This window comes from Tardiphaga sp. 813_E8_N1_3 (assembly GCF_051811025.1).
Taxonomy (GTDB): domain Bacteria; phylum Pseudomonadota; class Alphaproteobacteria; order Rhizobiales; family Xanthobacteraceae; genus Tardiphaga.
In genome coordinates this window covers 4,809,086-4,823,400 of record NZ_JBPWQE010000001.1, presented here as the reverse complement: position 1 = coordinate 4,823,400, position 14,315 = coordinate 4,809,086, and the positions used below count along the sequence as shown (strand labels likewise).

16 protein-coding genes and 2 pseudogenes are annotated in these 14,315 nt (G+C 62.0%); 11 read left to right on the top strand and 7 right to left on the bottom strand.

Annotated features, from left to right (window positions below; all coding sequences use genetic code 11):
• Positions 1–31: 31 nt before the first annotated feature.
• From AB8A33_RS22880 to AB8A33_RS22865, 4 genes are all read left to right on the top strand, one after another.
• Positions 32–730: a pirin family protein gene (locus tag AB8A33_RS22880; protein WP_439094852.1), complete on the top strand. Its 699-nt coding sequence runs from the start codon at positions 32–34 to the stop codon at positions 728–730.
• A gap of 56 nt (positions 731–786) precedes the next feature.
• On the top strand, positions 787–1,386 hold the full coding sequence (wrbA, locus tag AB8A33_RS22875) for an NAD(P)H:quinone oxidoreductase (protein ID WP_439094851.1): 600 nt from the start codon (positions 787–789) through the stop codon (positions 1,384–1,386).
• 292 nt (positions 1,387–1,678) lie between these two features.
• A complete protein-coding gene (locus tag AB8A33_RS22870) occupies positions 1,679–2,053 on the top strand; it encodes a winged helix-turn-helix domain-containing protein (RefSeq protein ID WP_439094850.1) in 375 nt (124 codons plus the stop codon).
• A 148-nt stretch (positions 2,054–2,201) separates the two neighbouring features.
• On the top strand, positions 2,202–2,768 hold the full coding sequence (locus AB8A33_RS22865) for a DUF2478 domain-containing protein (protein ID WP_439094849.1): 567 nt from the start codon (positions 2,202–2,204) through the stop codon (positions 2,766–2,768).
• Between the two features lie 21 nt (positions 2,769–2,789).
• Here the strand turns inward: AB8A33_RS22865 and AB8A33_RS22860 are convergent, their stop codons facing one another.
• From AB8A33_RS22860 to AB8A33_RS22850, 3 genes are all read right to left on the bottom strand, one after another.
• A complete protein-coding gene (locus AB8A33_RS22860; RefSeq protein ID WP_439094848.1) occupies positions 2,790–3,452 on the bottom strand; it encodes a sulfite oxidase-like oxidoreductase in 663 nt (220 codons plus the stop codon).
• 30 nt (positions 3,453–3,482) lie between these two features.
• Positions 3,483–4,718, bottom strand: a complete 1,236-nt coding sequence (locus tag AB8A33_RS22855; RefSeq protein ID WP_439096014.1) for an MFS transporter — start codon at positions 4,716–4,718, stop codon at positions 3,483–3,485.
• A gap of 416 nt (positions 4,719–5,134) precedes the next feature.
• Positions 5,135–6,559 (bottom strand): amidase, encoded by a 1,425-nt coding sequence (locus AB8A33_RS22850; RefSeq protein WP_439094847.1) that lies wholly within the window; start codon positions 6,557–6,559, stop codon positions 5,135–5,137.
• Between the two features lie 129 nt (positions 6,560–6,688).
• Between AB8A33_RS22850 and AB8A33_RS22845 the strand changes: the two genes are divergently transcribed.
• Positions 6,689–7,534, top strand: a complete 846-nt coding sequence (locus tag AB8A33_RS22845) for an alpha/beta hydrolase (protein ID WP_439094846.1) — start codon at positions 6,689–6,691, stop codon at positions 7,532–7,534.
• A 64-nt stretch (positions 7,535–7,598) separates the two neighbouring features.
• Here the strand turns inward: AB8A33_RS22845 and AB8A33_RS22840 are convergent, their stop codons facing one another.
• Positions 7,599–8,354: an SDR family oxidoreductase gene (locus AB8A33_RS22840; RefSeq protein ID WP_439094845.1), complete on the bottom strand. Its 756-nt coding sequence runs from the start codon at positions 8,352–8,354 to the stop codon at positions 7,599–7,601.
• Positions 8,355–8,487: 133 nt separating this feature from the next.
• Between AB8A33_RS22840 and AB8A33_RS22835 the strand changes: the two genes are divergently transcribed.
• Entirely contained in the window at positions 8,488–9,378 is an 891-nt protein-coding gene (locus AB8A33_RS22835) for an AraC family transcriptional regulator N-terminal domain-containing protein (RefSeq protein WP_439094844.1), read from the top strand.
• Between the two features lie 22 nt (positions 9,379–9,400).
• On the opposite strand, the pseudogene AB8A33_RS22830 reads toward AB8A33_RS22835, so the two are convergent.
• Both AB8A33_RS22830 and AB8A33_RS22825 read right to left on the bottom strand, forming a co-directional pair.
• A pseudogene (locus AB8A33_RS22830) lies at positions 9,401–9,517 on the bottom strand (polyprenyl synthetase family protein); the annotation flags it as partial.
• On the bottom strand, positions 9,514–9,945 hold the full coding sequence (locus AB8A33_RS22825) for a winged helix-turn-helix transcriptional regulator (protein ID WP_439094843.1): 432 nt from the start codon (positions 9,943–9,945) through the stop codon (positions 9,514–9,516). The pseudogene AB8A33_RS22830 and the gene AB8A33_RS22825, both read right to left, overlap by 4 nt.
• Before the next feature lie 87 nt (positions 9,946–10,032).
• Between AB8A33_RS22825 and AB8A33_RS22820 the strand changes: the two are divergent.
• The 3 genes and pseudogenes from AB8A33_RS22820 to AB8A33_RS22810 form a co-directional block, all read left to right on the top strand.
• Positions 10,033–10,122: pseudogene (locus tag AB8A33_RS22820) on the top strand (oxidoreductase); the annotation flags it as partial.
• A gap of 7 nt (positions 10,123–10,129) precedes the next feature.
• Positions 10,130–11,005, top strand: a complete 876-nt coding sequence (locus tag AB8A33_RS22815) for an alpha/beta fold hydrolase (RefSeq protein WP_439096013.1) — start codon at positions 10,130–10,132, stop codon at positions 11,003–11,005.
• Between the two features lie 20 nt (positions 11,006–11,025).
• Positions 11,026–12,027: an NADP-dependent oxidoreductase gene (locus AB8A33_RS22810; protein WP_439094842.1), complete on the top strand. Its 1,002-nt coding sequence runs from the start codon at positions 11,026–11,028 to the stop codon at positions 12,025–12,027.
• Between the two features lie 9 nt (positions 12,028–12,036).
• Here AB8A33_RS22810 and AB8A33_RS22805 read toward each other — a convergent pair whose 3' ends face one another.
• Positions 12,037–13,047 carry a polyprenyl synthetase family protein gene (locus tag AB8A33_RS22805; protein WP_439094841.1) on the bottom strand — a complete coding sequence of 337 codons (1,011 nt, stop codon included), beginning with the start codon at positions 13,045–13,047 and terminating at the stop codon, positions 12,037–12,039.
• A gap of 236 nt (positions 13,048–13,283) precedes the next feature.
• Here AB8A33_RS22805 and AB8A33_RS22800 point away from each other — a divergent pair, with 236 nt between their 5' ends.
• Positions 13,284–13,511: a putative signal transducing protein gene (locus AB8A33_RS22800; protein WP_184513424.1), complete on the top strand. Its 228-nt coding sequence runs from the start codon at positions 13,284–13,286 to the stop codon at positions 13,509–13,511.
• 4 nt (positions 13,512–13,515) lie between these two features.
• Entirely contained in the window at positions 13,516–14,292 is a 777-nt protein-coding gene (locus AB8A33_RS22795; protein ID WP_439094840.1) for a tRNA1(Val) (adenine(37)-N6)-methyltransferase, read from the top strand.
• Positions 14,293–14,315: the final 23 nt, after the last annotated feature.

Genomic DNA, 14,315 nt, shown 5'->3' with positions numbered 1-14,315 from the left:
TGCAAATGCATCAGCAGACGGAGATTTCGTCATGATCGACCTCAGACCTTTCGACAAACTCGGTGGCGCCGACCACGGCTGGCTCAAGGCCAAGCATCACTTTTCGTTCGGCAGCCACTATGACCCTGACAATATGGGCCACGGCAGCCTGCGCGTGTGGAACGACGATGAGATCGCGCCGAACACCGGTTTCCCGGCGCATCCGCATTCCAACATGGAAATCATCACCTATGTCCGTGAAGGCGCGATCACGCATCAGGACAGTCTGGGCAACACCGGCCGCACCGAGGCCGGCGACGTTCAGGTGATGAGCGCGGGCTCGGGCATCCGGCACTCTGAATACAATCTGGAGCCCGCGACCACGCGAATCTTCCAGATCTGGATCGAGCCCACCCAAACGGGCGGCCAGCCTTGCTGGGGCGCCAAGCCGTTCCCGAAGGCCGATCGCTCCGGCCAGTTCGTGACCATCGCCAGCGGCTTCAAGGACGATGCCGACGCGCTGCCGATCCGGGCCGATGCTCGCGTGCTGGCGACGACACTGAAGGCCGGTGAGACCGCGCAGTATCCGCTCGGTACCGCGCGCAATGGTTACCTTGTGCCGGCCGCCGGCGCGATCGAGATCAACGGCATTCGCGTCAACGCCCGCGACGGTGTTGCCATCCGCGATGAGGCCAATGTCACGATCACTGCGCTGGAAGATTCCGAACTCGTTCTGGTGGACGCCGCCTAACGGCGCCCATCGATCCTCAACCCAACCTCTCAATTAGACATCCAACGGAGACCATCATGACCAAAGTACTCGTTCTGTATTATTCCGCTTATGGCCACATCGAAGCGATGGCCAATGCCGTCGCCGAAGGTGCACGCGAAGCCGGCGCCACTGTCGATATCAAGCGCGTGCCCGAACTGGTGCCTGCCGAGGTCGCCAAGGCGTCCTACTACAAGATGGACCAGGCGGCCCCGATCGCGACCGTCGATGAACTCGCCAATTACGATGCGATCATCGTCGGCAGCGGCACCCGCTTCGGCCGCATGGCCTCGCAGATGGCGAACTTCCTGGATCAGGCCGGCGGGTTGTGGGCCAAGGGCGCGCTGCATGGCAAGGTTGGCGGTGCCTTCACCGCGACCGCGACCCAGCATGGCGGACAGGAAACCACGCTGTTCTCGATCATCACCAACCTGCTGCATTTCGGCATGACCATTGTCGGCCTCAACTACGGCTTCCAGGGGCAGATGAAGCTCGATGAGGTCACGGGCGGTTCGCCCTATGGCGCGACCACGATCACCGGCGGCGACGGTAGCCGCCAGCCTTCGGCCAACGAACTGGCCGGTGCCCGCTATCAGGGCAAGGTGATCGCCGAGACGGCCAAGAAACTTCATGGCTGAGCTGCGTAGCTAACTAAAAAGAGATGGCTGACAGGAGAAAGGCGGCGTTCTGATTGCAGGACGCCGCCTTATTTATGCAACGACGAAACGGATTCTATTTCGCAATGCTCGATGTGTACTTCATTTATCAGCTGGCACGGCGGCCGCTGCATGCGATGGCCCGGAAATGGGTTTGCCGCGGCATCGCCCATGTGACCAGGGGCGAAGTCGTTTGCTCCAAATGCCGCCAACGCTGAAACGTTCCTTGATCGTTGGACTGGCAAGGTTGCGTCTGGAGACGTAGACTTAGGATATGTCCAAATCAGCCAGTCCGTCCGCGCCAGCGCTCAGTATCCGCATCGACCTCGATTCCGAGGGGCGGATCGGACCGGGCAAGATCCTGCTTCTCGAACATATCCACGCCACTGGTTCGATTTCGGCGGCCGGCCGTGCCATGGCGATGTCCTACAAGCGCGCCTGGGATCTGGTGGATGAACTCAACCGGATCTGCGGGCAACCTGCCGTCGAGCGCCAGACCGGCGGCAAGAACGGCGGGGGCGCCATCCTCACGCCATTCGGCCTGACGCTCATCAAGCGCTACCGCGGCATCGAAAATGCCGCGGCCACCGCCGCGCGCAAGGAGCTGCTGGCTCTGAAGGGCGATATCGGCAAGAAGCGCAGGTTCTAATCGGTCAACCCGGCGGTATCCCCGTTGTATCCGGGTAAATATATCGCGACCGTCACCCTGATCGCGCTTTCGAATGCCTCTATTCTCGACTAGCATTGTGCCGTCCTCGGCCGCTCCCGGCGCGCTGGGTCTCAACCGGAATCCCGCAATGTTCGATGCCCAATGCGATCTCGCTGCGCTGGTCTATGAGAAAGACCAGGACCCGGATGCCGTATTACAGGTTTTTGCGGCTGATCTGAGCAAGCGGGGCGTTCGCCCGGTCGGGCTGGTGCAGCTTGGACATCGCGAAGTCGACGTACCAAAGCTCACAGCGGTGATGCTGCATACGGGCGCGCAGGTGCGCTTGTTTCAGGATCTCGGCCCCGGCGCAAAAGGCTGCAAGCTGGATGTCGGACAATTGCTCGATGCGGGCACCCAGGTCGCCGACGCCATCGACGAGGGGGCCGATCTGGTCATCATCAACCGGTTCGGCAAGCAGGAGCGCGAGGGTAAGGGGCTCGCTTATCTGATTGAGCGCGCGCTCACCAACGATATCCCCGTGGTGATCGCAGTGCCGTCACATCGCTTTGCCGAATGGATCGAATTTGCCGATGGCATGAGCGTCAAACTTCATTGCGATCGCGAGTCGCTCGACGGCTGGTGGGCGAAAGTCTCCTGCCGTACCGAGGGGCAGATGCGTCAGGACCATCGCAGCGTTTGCGAAGTGCTGAAATAGAGTTCCATCAACGTGCAGTCGTCAATCGTTCGAGTACCGTTGCTCCTGCCACGGATCGCCGCGATTGTGATAACCGCGAACTTCCCAATAGCCGAGCTTGTCGTCGCTGATGAACTGGATGCGCTGCAGCCACTTGGCGCTCTTCCAGAAATACAGATGCGGCACGATCACGCGCACGGGGCCGCCATGGTCGCGCTCGATCGGGGAGCCCTGCCACGAATGCGCCAGCAGTGCGTCTTCGGCAGCGAAGTCGTCCAACGACAGGTTGGTGGTGTAGCCGTCATGGGATTCCAGCACCACGAAGCGCGCCTCGGGCTTCGGCTGGCAGGCATCCAGCAGCGCGCGGGTCGAAAGACCCTCCCACTTGTTGTCGTAACGCGACCAGGTGGTAACGCAATGGATGTCTGAGATGAAAGTCGATTGCGGCTGTGCGCTGAACTGGCCGAAATCCCAGAACAGTGGCGTCTCGACGGCGCCGTAGACATCGAGGCGCCAGCGCTCGCGGGGGATGTCGGGTGTGATGCCCAGATCCAGCACCGGCCAGTCCTGGGTCAGGTGCTGGCCGGGCGGGAGCCGCTGGTCATCCGGGCGCGCAATCTTGCCGGTGAGAAACCGGCCTTCGCGAGCCCAGCGCTGTTTGGTCTGCGTCAGCTTGGATTCCGGCGGGGTGTGATCCTCGGTCATGGCTGACGCTCTTTCTCTAGACGGATGTCGTCACTCGTGACGGTGCATCGCCGACTTGTGCTTGGTGTCGCGCATGGTGGCGTAAATCAGCAGCGACAGGAAGATCATACCCGACAGATAATAGTAGAACCACTGTTCATGACCGATCTGCTTGAAGTACAGCGCGATTGCCGGCGCCGTACCGCCGAAGATTGATACCGTCAGCGCATAGGGCACGCCGACGCCCAGCGCACGGATATTGGTCGGAAATAGTTCGGCCTTCACCACCGCATTGATCGAGGTATAGCCGGCCACGAACACCCAAGCGCCGCAGATCAGCAGGAACGCCGTGAATGGCGACTTGGTGGTTTGCAGCGTGGTGAGGATCGGCACGGTCGCCAGTGTGCCGGCAACGCCGAAGAAGATCAGCAGCGGCTTGCGGCCGATGCGGTCGGAGATCGCGCCATAGATCGGCTGCAGCAGGCAGGCGAACACCAGCGTGCCAAAGATCACCGTCGTGGTCTGGTCCGCGGTGAGGCCGACCGAGAGCTTCACGAAGGTCTGCATGTAAGTGGTGAAGGTATAGAACGCTGCGGTGCCGCCGGCGGTGAGGCCGACAACCAGCAGCAATTCGCGCGGATACGCCATCAGTGCGCGCAGCGAACCCATTGGCTTGGCCTGCTTCTTCGCTTCAACGAACTGGTCAGTCTCGTGCATGTCGCGACGCATCACGGCGGTGAAGACCGCAAGACCCGCGCCGATCACGAACGGAATGCGCCAGCCCCAGTCCTTCAGCTCCTGCTCGGTGAGGAACACCTTCTGCAGCAGCAGGAGAACGATGATCGCGGTCAGCTGGCCGCCGATCAGGGTGACGTACTGGAAGCTCGAATAGAAACCGCGATGCTTGGGATCGGCGACCTCCGAGAGATAGGTGGCGCTGGCGCCGTATTCGCCGCCGAGGCTGAGGCCTTCGATGATGCGGGCGAGCGCGAGCAGGATCGGTGCCGCGATGCCGATGGTGGCATAGGTCGGTGTGCAGGCGATGATCAGCGAGCCGAAGCACATGCACAGGACCGAGATCGTCAGCGATATACGACGGCCATAGGTGTCGGCGAGATAGCCGAACAGCCAGCCGCCGAGCGGCCGCATCAGGAAGGTGGCGGCAAACAGCACGGCCGCATTGAGCTGCTGAACGACGGGGTCGGAGTTCGGGAAGAAGGCCGGCGCGAAATACAGGGCGAAGGCGGTGTAGGCGTAGAAGTCGTACCACTCGACGAGATTGCCCATCGAGCCGATGAAGATCGCCTTGATGCGTTTTTTGGCGTCGTCAAAATGGAGTTTGCCGTCCGCCGGCGGTGCGAATGAATCTGCCACGTAGAACCCTCGTATTCCGTGAAATGAAATGTCCCGTTGCCACGCTCGGCACGAAAAGCCAATGCCGCGGAATGCATTGCTGCTGGCAGGATCGTCTGTCAGGAGACGCGTGCATCCCGGCCGCGGCCGCGCATGAATAGCTGTGACGTGCGGCAATGTGGCTTAGACGAAAGTCTATGGGCGTGTGTGAAGGAACTCGTCGGGGACAATGTTCCCTGTAGTCGTGCCCGGCATCGAGCCGGGCATCCATCTTCGGACGGTAAAGTTGGAGGGCCGGGTCATCTAGCGAAGCTCGCTTCGTGCTGCCCGGCCATCACAGTGGAGTTCCGTTACTTCGCCGGGCGCGGATTGATCGGCGTGGAGTCGCGCAGACCCAGAATGTCTTCCAGCACGCGTGCGCCGGCGAGCAATGAGGCTTCGCCGCGCGGCGGGCCGACCACCTGCAATCCGACTGGCAGACCCGTCGATGTGAAGCCGCAAGGCATCGACAGCGCCGGGCAGCAGGTCAGCGTGATCGCATAGACGATGCCCAGCCACTGCACGTAGTTGTCGAATTTGGTGCCGTTGCATTCGGCGAGATAGCGCTGCTCGATCGGGAATGGTGGCGTGATGGTCGCCGGGCACAGCAGCAGGTCGTATGTCTGGAAGAACTCGTAAGCGCGTGCCGCCAGCGTGACACGCTGTGCTTCCGCCTTGGCCAGATCCTCGACCTTCAGCTTCAGGCCTTCCTCGATATTCCAGATCACTTCCGGTTTCAGCTTGTCGCGGTGGTCGCGAAGCAGGCCGAGCTTCGAAATCGCGAAGTCATAAGCGCGCAGCACGTGGAAGCATTCGTGTGCCTCGCGGAGATCCGGATGCGCTTCCTCGACGATGACACCTGCTTCGGCGAACTTCTCCGCCGCCTTGCGGGTGAGGGCGGCGACTTCCGGATCCACCGGCGTGATGCCGAGATCCGGTGAATAGGCGATGCGCTTCGGCTTGGTGCCGGCGCGCACGGCGGAGCGGAACGAGGTCGGCAGCTTCGGCAGCGAAATGAGATCGGCGGGATGTTCGCCGCTCATGGCGTCGAGCATCAGCGCAAGGTCTTCCACGGTGCGGGCCATCGGGCCCTGCACGCTGACCATCCGGGCCAGCGCAACATTCGGCGTTGAGGCGACACGGCCGACGCTCGGGCGCAGGCCGACGATACCGCAAAAGCTGGCGGGATTGCGTAGCGAACCGCCCATGTCCGAACCATGCGCGATCCAGGCTGTTCCGCTGGCGAGTGACGCGGCAGCGCCGCCGGACGAGCCGGCTGCCGACTTCGAGAGGTCCCACGGATTTAGCGTCGCCCCGAACACTTCGTTGAACGTGTTGGCGCCGGCGCCGAATTCGGGCGTGTTGGACTTGGCGTAGATCACGCCGCCATTCTCTTCGAGACGCTCGACGAGGACGTTGGACTTGGTCGGCACTACATCCTTGAAGATTGGCGATCCCTGTGTGGTGCGCACGCCGGCGACGGCGGTGAGATCCTTGATCGGCACCGGCAGGCCGGCGAGGATGCCGCGTTCGCCGAGCGGCTTCTTCATCAACGCCTTGGCATGGTCGCGCGCGCGATCGAAGCACAAGATCGGCAGTGCATTGACCTGGCCATCGACCTCCTTGATGCGGCCTTCGAGCGCGTCGAGCACGTCGAGCGGCGTCACCGTGCCGTTGTTGAGTTGATCGACGACGGCGCAGGCCGTTGCTTTGATGAGGTCTTGATGAGAGGCCACGCACGTCTCCAGATGTGATGCAGAAAAGGCAGGTGCAGCATGATAGTCCGGCACGTAGCCGTGTAGACCATTTTCTGCATAAATGGGACTCGCAGGCGCTCTCGCCTCACACAATGCAGGGATGCAACCATGAGTAAGCCTTTCGGCGATTCCAACTGGCGCGCGATGTCACGCGAGCAGCTCGATGCCGGTCTGAACAACTCGACCGCCGTTGCGGGCAGCGCCGATATCGCCGCCGGATGGGGGCAGCGCTCCGATGCGATGAAGGCGAAGTATCCTGCGCATCTCGACGTCGCCTACGGGCCGCGCGAGCGCAATAAGTTCGATTTCATCAAGGCGGCCGAGGGCGGGCCGACACTGCTGCTGATCCACGGCGGCTACTGGCAGATGCGTTCGAAGGATTTCTTCACCTGCTTCGCCGCAGGTCCCATCGCCCACGGCATCAATGTCGCTGCGATTGGCTATACGCTCGCGCCGGATGCGACGCTCGACGAGATCGTCGCCGAGATTCATGCCGGCGTTGATGCGCTCGTCGAGAAGCTGCCCTCGCTCGGCGGCGATCCTAACCGCATCGTGGTGTCCGGCTGGTCCGCCGGTGGTCATCTCACTTCGACGACGTTGTCGCATCCGAAGGTGAAGGGCGGTGTCGCCATCTCGGGCATCTACGATCTCGAACCGATCCGCGCGTCCTATCTGAACGAGAAGCTCAAGCTCGACGAGGCAATGTCGAAGCGGCAGTCGCCGCTGCTGCAGGATGGCGGCCCGGACAAGCCGCTGGCGCTGGTGGTCGGCGGCGGCGAATTGCCGATTCTGCGCCAGCAGACGGCGGACCTCGCCGTGCATCGGGCAAAACACGGTCTGCCGGTCAGTTATGAGGAGATTCCGGGCGCGGATCACTTCTCGATCATGAAAGAGCTGGAATCGCCGACGGGGCGGATCACGACGCTGATCAAGGAATTGGTCGCGCGGGTTTAAAGTCAGACCTGCAACTTGAATATGCGAGACCCGGCGCCGTTCGCCAGCGCCGGGATTGTTTTGTCTACAGCCCCTGTCCGCCTGACACCTCGATCCGCTGTGCGTTCACCCAGCGATTATCTTCCGACAGCAGGCTAGCGATCATAGGCCCGATATCGTCGGGCAGGCCGACGCGGCCAAGGGCGGTCATGCCAGCGATCGTCTTGTTGATGTCCGGATTGTCGCGCACGGCGCCGCCGCCGAAATCGGTTTCGATTGCACCGGGCGCGACCGTGTTCACGGTGATCCGGCGGCTGCCCAGTTCCTTGGCCATATACATCGTCATGACCTCAATGGCGCCCTTCATCGCGGCATATGCGGCATAGCCAGGCAGGCACATCCGCGTCAGGCCCGACGACAGGTTCACGATGCGGCCGCCGTCCGCGATTAGTGGCAGCAGTGTCTGCGTGAGAAAGAACACGCCCTTGAAATGGATGTTCACCAGCCCATCGAATTGCGCCTCCGTAGTGTCGGAGATCAGCGCATAATCGCCGTGTCCGGCGTTGTTCACGAGATGATCGAACGTCTCGCGGGACCAGGTGTCGCGAAGCGCTGTCCGCAAACGCTCGGTGAAATCCGCGAAGCCCGCAACCTTGCCGGTGTCGAGTTGAAGCGCCACCGCCTTGCGTCCTATGTGCTGGATTTCGGAGACGACAGCCTGTGCGTCTTCGCTGCGGCTTTGATAGGTGAGGACGACATCACCGCCGTGACGGGCGATGTTGAGGGCGGTGTTGCGGCCGAGGCCGCGGCTGGCTCCGGTGACAAGGGTGATTTTGGTCATGGTCAGCTCCTGTGGTGTGACCATCCCGATATCGCGCCGGACAACCGGGTCTGGTTGCCCGAAGCTCGACGTTCCTTGCCTATTCCTCCAAAATCATGCGCAGGTGCGTTGGCGATGATGTAGGCTGGACGTCATGACCACGCTTCTCAATGCTGTTCGCCGTTACACGGAAACACATGCCGATAGTGCCGGTATCGCGACCACGCCGATCCTCGGCCTTGCTGCCGTGCGCGCAACCGCGCCCAGCGATATTGTCCATGCGATCTTCCAGCCGCTCGTCTGCCTCGTCGTGCAGGGCACGAAGCATGTCACCATGGGCACGGAGAGCTTTGCCTTCGCCGGCGGGGATTCGCTGATCATCACGGCCGATGTACCGATCGTTAGCCAGATCACGCGGGCGAGCGTTGCCGCGCCCTACCTCTCGCTGGTGTTCGATCTTGATCTGGCAGTCATTGCAGAGCTGATGCCGGAGATGAAGGACGAGCCTGCGGCCGACCACGTGCCCGTGCGGGTCGAGCCCACCGAGGCCGAGGTTGCCGATGCCGCGTTACGGCTGATGCGTCTGCTCGATAGGCCATCCTCGCTGCCGGTGCTGCGCGCGCAGCTTGTGCGTGAGATGCACTACTGGCTTCTGGCTGGTCGCCACGGGCCGGCGATCCGACGGCTTGGCTGGCCGGACAGCCACGCGCAGCGTGTCGCGCGCGCGGTTGCGGTGTTGCGCACCGAGTTCGCACGGCCTGTGCTGGTCGAACGCCTGGCAGATGTCGCGGGCATGAGCCCGTCGTCATTCCACCAGCATTTTCGCACTGTGACGTCACTTACGCCGCTGCAGTTTCAGAAGCAGTTGCGCCTGATTGAGGCGCGGCGGCTGATGCTGTGGGAGGGCGCGACCGCGAGCAGCGCGGCCTTCGCCGTCGGTTATGAGAGCGTACCTCAATTCACGCGGGAATATGGCCGCATGTTCGGTGCACCGCCGGTGCGCGATATCGAGGCGGCGCGGGAGAAGGCACGCGCCGTCGCTTGATCGGTGATGTGACGAGGCCTTGATGCGTCCACGTAAGGCGGAGCGCCACGACCTGCTCCAGCGCGGTCTTCATCGGCGATGACGGGAACAGCGCCAGCGCATCGACGGCCATGGCGCTGCAATGCTGCGCGCGGCTCATTCAGGTGCAGCAACACGAATGGGGCGCGTTCCAACCGGAGCGCCGGTCGCGCGGTCGATGGTGACGGGATCGATCTCCGTTCCGGCCTCGATGTCGAAGAAGCGGGTGACCTCGCCTCCACCGCGATGCTTGCGTCCCCACGCGCCGATCGCAAACAGCACTGGCAGAAAGTCGCGGCCGGCTTCCGTCAGCACATACTCGTCCCGTGGCGGACGGTCGGAATAGCGGCGTTTCTCCAGCAGCCCCTCCTCGGTCAGGGCTGACAGCCGCCCCGTCAGCATTGTCGGGGCGATACCGAGGCTTTTGCGGAAATCATCGAAGCGGGTCAGCCCGGCATTGGCGTCGCGCATGATCAGCATGCTCCAGGCGTCCCCCACAATCGCCAGGCTTCGGGCGATCAGACATGGCTGGTTCGAAAGATTCTTCATGTCAGTATCTTTTTAGTAGTGACTTGCTATTAATTCGATAGTAACTGACTGTTCATCGATGTTCCATGACAAAATGAGCGGAAGCCGATGAGCAAGACAGAATGCGGCATTGCCCCGGTAACGGGAGCTTCTTCTGGTATTGGGGTGGTGACTGCCCAAGCGCTGCGGTGCGATGGGGCAAACAATGACTAATGCTCCCAGCAATGCCGGATCGGGCGCGCGCTACATTGAGGCGCCCAATCTTTGCATCAACGTTGGGGCGACTGCTTTTGCCTATCGAGACCTGGGTCCCCGGGGCGGCGTGCCGCTTATTCTCCTCAACCACTGGGGCGCGGTACTGGATAATTTCGATCCGCGGATCGTTGACGGCCTCGCCAGCAAATATCGCGTGATCGCGACCGACTACCGGGGGATCGGTGCGTCGGGCGGAACGGCGCCTGTGACCATCGATGAAATGGCGCGCGACGCGATTGCCCTGATCCGCGCGTTGGGCTTCGAGAAAGTCGATCTACTTGGCTTTTCCCTCGGTGGATTTGTGGCGCAGGACATCGCGCTGAAAGCACCTGACCTCGTGCGAAAACTCATTCTGACCGGCACGGGCCCGGCGGGCGGCACAGGTATCGACAAAGTAGGAGCGGTGTCGTGGCCGCTCATGATCAAAGGTCTGCTGACGCTGCGCGACCCGAAATTCTATCTGTTCTTCACGTCCACGGCCAATGGCCGCAAGGCCGCAAAAACCTTTCTGAACCGGCTGAAGGAACGCAAGGCGGACAGAGACAAGGGGCCGACGCCCAGCGCTTTCCTGCGGCAGCTCAAGGCAATCAAAGCGTGGGGCCGACAGGCGCCTCAGAATCTCGGCCGTATCAAGATCCCGGTCCTGATTGCGAATGGTGACAACGATATCATGGTCCCGACCGTGAACAGCACCGACATGGCCCAACGCATCCCCGGAGCGCAACTGGTGATCTACGAAGACGCCGGGCATGGCGGGATATTCCAGCATTACATCGACTTCGTGCCGAAGGCTCTTTCCTTCCTGAGCGACTGGCGCCGCTGCTAACTTGAGATTGGAGAAAGCCCATGAAGGCGTTCGTCGTTGATAAGTACAAAAAGAAGGGCGCTCTGCGTCTGGCCAACGTGCCCGAACCGGACGTGCAGGACACTGATGTCCTGGTCCGGGTTCACGCCACGGCTGTGAACCTGCTGGATTCCAAGCTCCGGGACGGAGAGTTCAAGCTTATTCTTCCCTATCGTCCGCCCTTCGTCTTGGGGCACGACGTCGCCGGAACGGTTGTCAGGACAGGATCCAGGGCCAGCCGATTCAAGGTGGGCGACGAGGTCTATGCTCGGCCGCGCGATCATCGGATCGGTACATTCGCCGAATTCATCGCCATCGATGAAGCCGACGTGGCGCTAAAGCCGAAAAACCTCAGCATGACGGAAGCGGCGTCTATCCCGCTGGTGGGGCTGACGGCATGGCAGGCGCTGGTCGAAGTGGGCAAGGTGAAGCCTGGCCAGAAGGTCTTCATTCAGGCCGGCTCCGGTGGTGTCGGGACTTTTGCCATCCAGCTCGCCAAGCATCTCGGCGCGACAGTTGCGACGACGACCAGCGCAAAGAATGCCGAACTGGTCAAAAGTCTCGGGGCGGATGTAGTCATTGACTACAACACACAGGATATCGAGAAGGTCCTGTCTGGCTACGATCTTGTGCTGAACAGTCAGGATCCAAAGACGCTCGATAAATCTCTCGGTGTGCTCAAGCCGGGTGGCCAGCTCATTTCTATTTCCGGTCCGCCAGATCCGGCCTTCGCCAAGGAAGCCGCTCTCAACCTGTTCCTGAAACTGGTCATGCGCCTGTTGAGTCGTGGCGTGAGGAAAAAAGCCAAGCGCCTCGGCATAGGCTATTCATTCCTGTTCATGCGCGCACAGGGGCAGCAGTTGAGCGAGATTACGTCCCTGATCGAAGCCGGTGTGATCCGCCCGGTCGTCGATAAGGTGTTCCCGTTCGAGAATACCGGGGATGCGCTGGCCTATGTCGAGACCGGCCGCGCGAAGGGCAAGGTCGTCATCGCGGTGCAGTGACGTCTGGCCTTAGTGCGTCCGCGCCAGACAGAATGCGACGACCTGCTCCAGTGCGGTCTTCATCGGCGATGACGGGAACAGCGCCAGCGCATCGACGGCCATGGCGCCGTAATGCTGGGCGCGGCTGATCGTGTCTTCAAGCGCACGGTGCTTGGTCATCAGGCCGATGGCGTGATCGAGATCGCCTTCGCCGATCTCGCCGCGCTCCAGCGCCTTGATCCAGAATTCGCGCTCGGCATCGTTGCCGCGGCGGAAAGCGAGCACCACGGGCAACGTGATCTTGCCCTCGCGGAAATCGTCGCCGACATTCTTGCCGAGCTTGGCGGCCTTGCCGCCGTAGTCGAGCACGTCGTCGATGAGCTGGAAGGCGATGCCGAGATTCATGCCGACTGAACGGCAGGCGGTCTGTTCGGCCTTCGGACGGTTGGCGATCACCGGGCCGACTTCGCAGGCGGCGGCGAACAGTTCGGCCGTCTTGCCGCGGATGACGGCGAGATATTCGTCTTCGGTGGTGGCGGTGTTCTTGGCGGCGGCGAGCTGCATCACTTCGCCTTCGGCGATGGTGGCGGCTGCCGAGGAAAGAATATCGAGCGCGCGCAGCGAGCCGACTTCGACCATCATGCGGAAGGCCTGGCCGAGCAGGAAGTCGCCGACGAGAACGCTGGCCTCGTTACCCCACAGCATGCGCGCGGACAGTTTGCCACGGCGCAGTTCGCTCTGGTCGACCACGTCGTCATGCAGGAGCGTTGCGGTGTGCATGAATTCGACGGAGGCCGCGAGCTTGATATGACCGTCGCCGGTGTAGCCGGTGAGGTTAGCCATCGCGAGCGTCAGCATCGGGCGCAGCCGCTTGCCGCCCGAGGAGATCAGATGGTTGGCGACCTCGGGGATCATGGTGACTTCCGAGCCGGTCCGCGACAGGATCGTCGCATTGACGCGCTCCATGTCAGGGGCGACAAGGCTGACCAACTGGTCAATCGACGCTGTCGCGTGACTCTCGAAGGGAACAATCACCGCCACGCTGGGCTCTCCGAATTACAAGGGCGCTTCGTCGGGCCATGAAAAAGGCAGACACTGGTAGCGCTTATATCCAAATAGGGCGAATTCACGTTGAAAACAGGTGTCCCCATCTGCTGAATTGCCGTCGACCGATATCGGGCCGCACAATAGAAACTGCGCAGCGGCGCGGCAAGGGCATCGGAACCTTGACTTCCCCATAGATACACACCCGGTTACTGACAGGGAGCGACCTCCAATTGCGCGAAATCATGCGGACGAACGATGTGGTGCTGGTCTCGGCGGTGGGCGCGCTGCTCGACGGCGCGAATATCCACCATCTGGTGCTGGACCAGAATATGAGCGTGATCGAGGGATCGCTGGGCATCATTCCGCGCCGGATCCTGGTGCATGAAGACGATGACCTGCAGGCGCGCCGGGTGTTGACGGAGGCCGGGCTGGCGCACGAGTTGCGGGTGCAGGACTAAGCTCATGGCTGACGCGATCGTGACCACGGAGGACGGCTTCTTGGGTGGCCAGTTGCGGCTGCGGCAGCCGAAATCCGGTCATCGCGCCGGCCATGACGCGATTTTGCTGGCGGCTGCAACGGTGACGCAAGACGGTGACAAAGTCGTCGATTTCGGGTCGGGCGTCGGAACGGCCGGTCTGGCGCTGGCCAGACGCGTGTCCGGAGTATCGCTGACGCTGGTCGAAATCGATCCGCAACTGGCTGAATTGGCGAGGGAAAACGTCGCGGCAAACGGTATCGCGGCGACTGTCGCGACCCTCGATATCGCGGCCAGCGCGGATGTTTTCGTTGCCGCAGGTTTGCCGCAAGACAGCGCCGACGCGGTGCTGATGAATCCGCCCTTCAACGATCTCGCGCGCCATCGCGCTTCGCCGAACAAATCGCGCGAGATCGCCCATGTCGCGACGGAAGACACGCTGCAGACATGGATTCACGCTGCGCGCCGGTTGCTCAAATCCGGTGGCGTGCTGACGCTGATCTGGCGCGCGGACGGGCTTGCCGATGTGCTGGCTGCGCTGGGCCGCGGATTCGGCAGTGTCGCAGTCATGCCAGTGCATGGCGATGCGACGGCACCGGCAATCAGGGTGTTGGTGCGTGCTGTAAAGGGTGGCCGTGCGCCTGCGGCAATTGAGCCGGGCATCTTTCTGCGGGATGCGAATGGCGCGCCTGATCTCCATATCCAGCGCGTGCTGGCCGGGCAGGCGGTTCTGCCTTGGTCATCGCTTCCGACATCGCTCTAGGCGATGCCGCAGTCGTGTCGGTT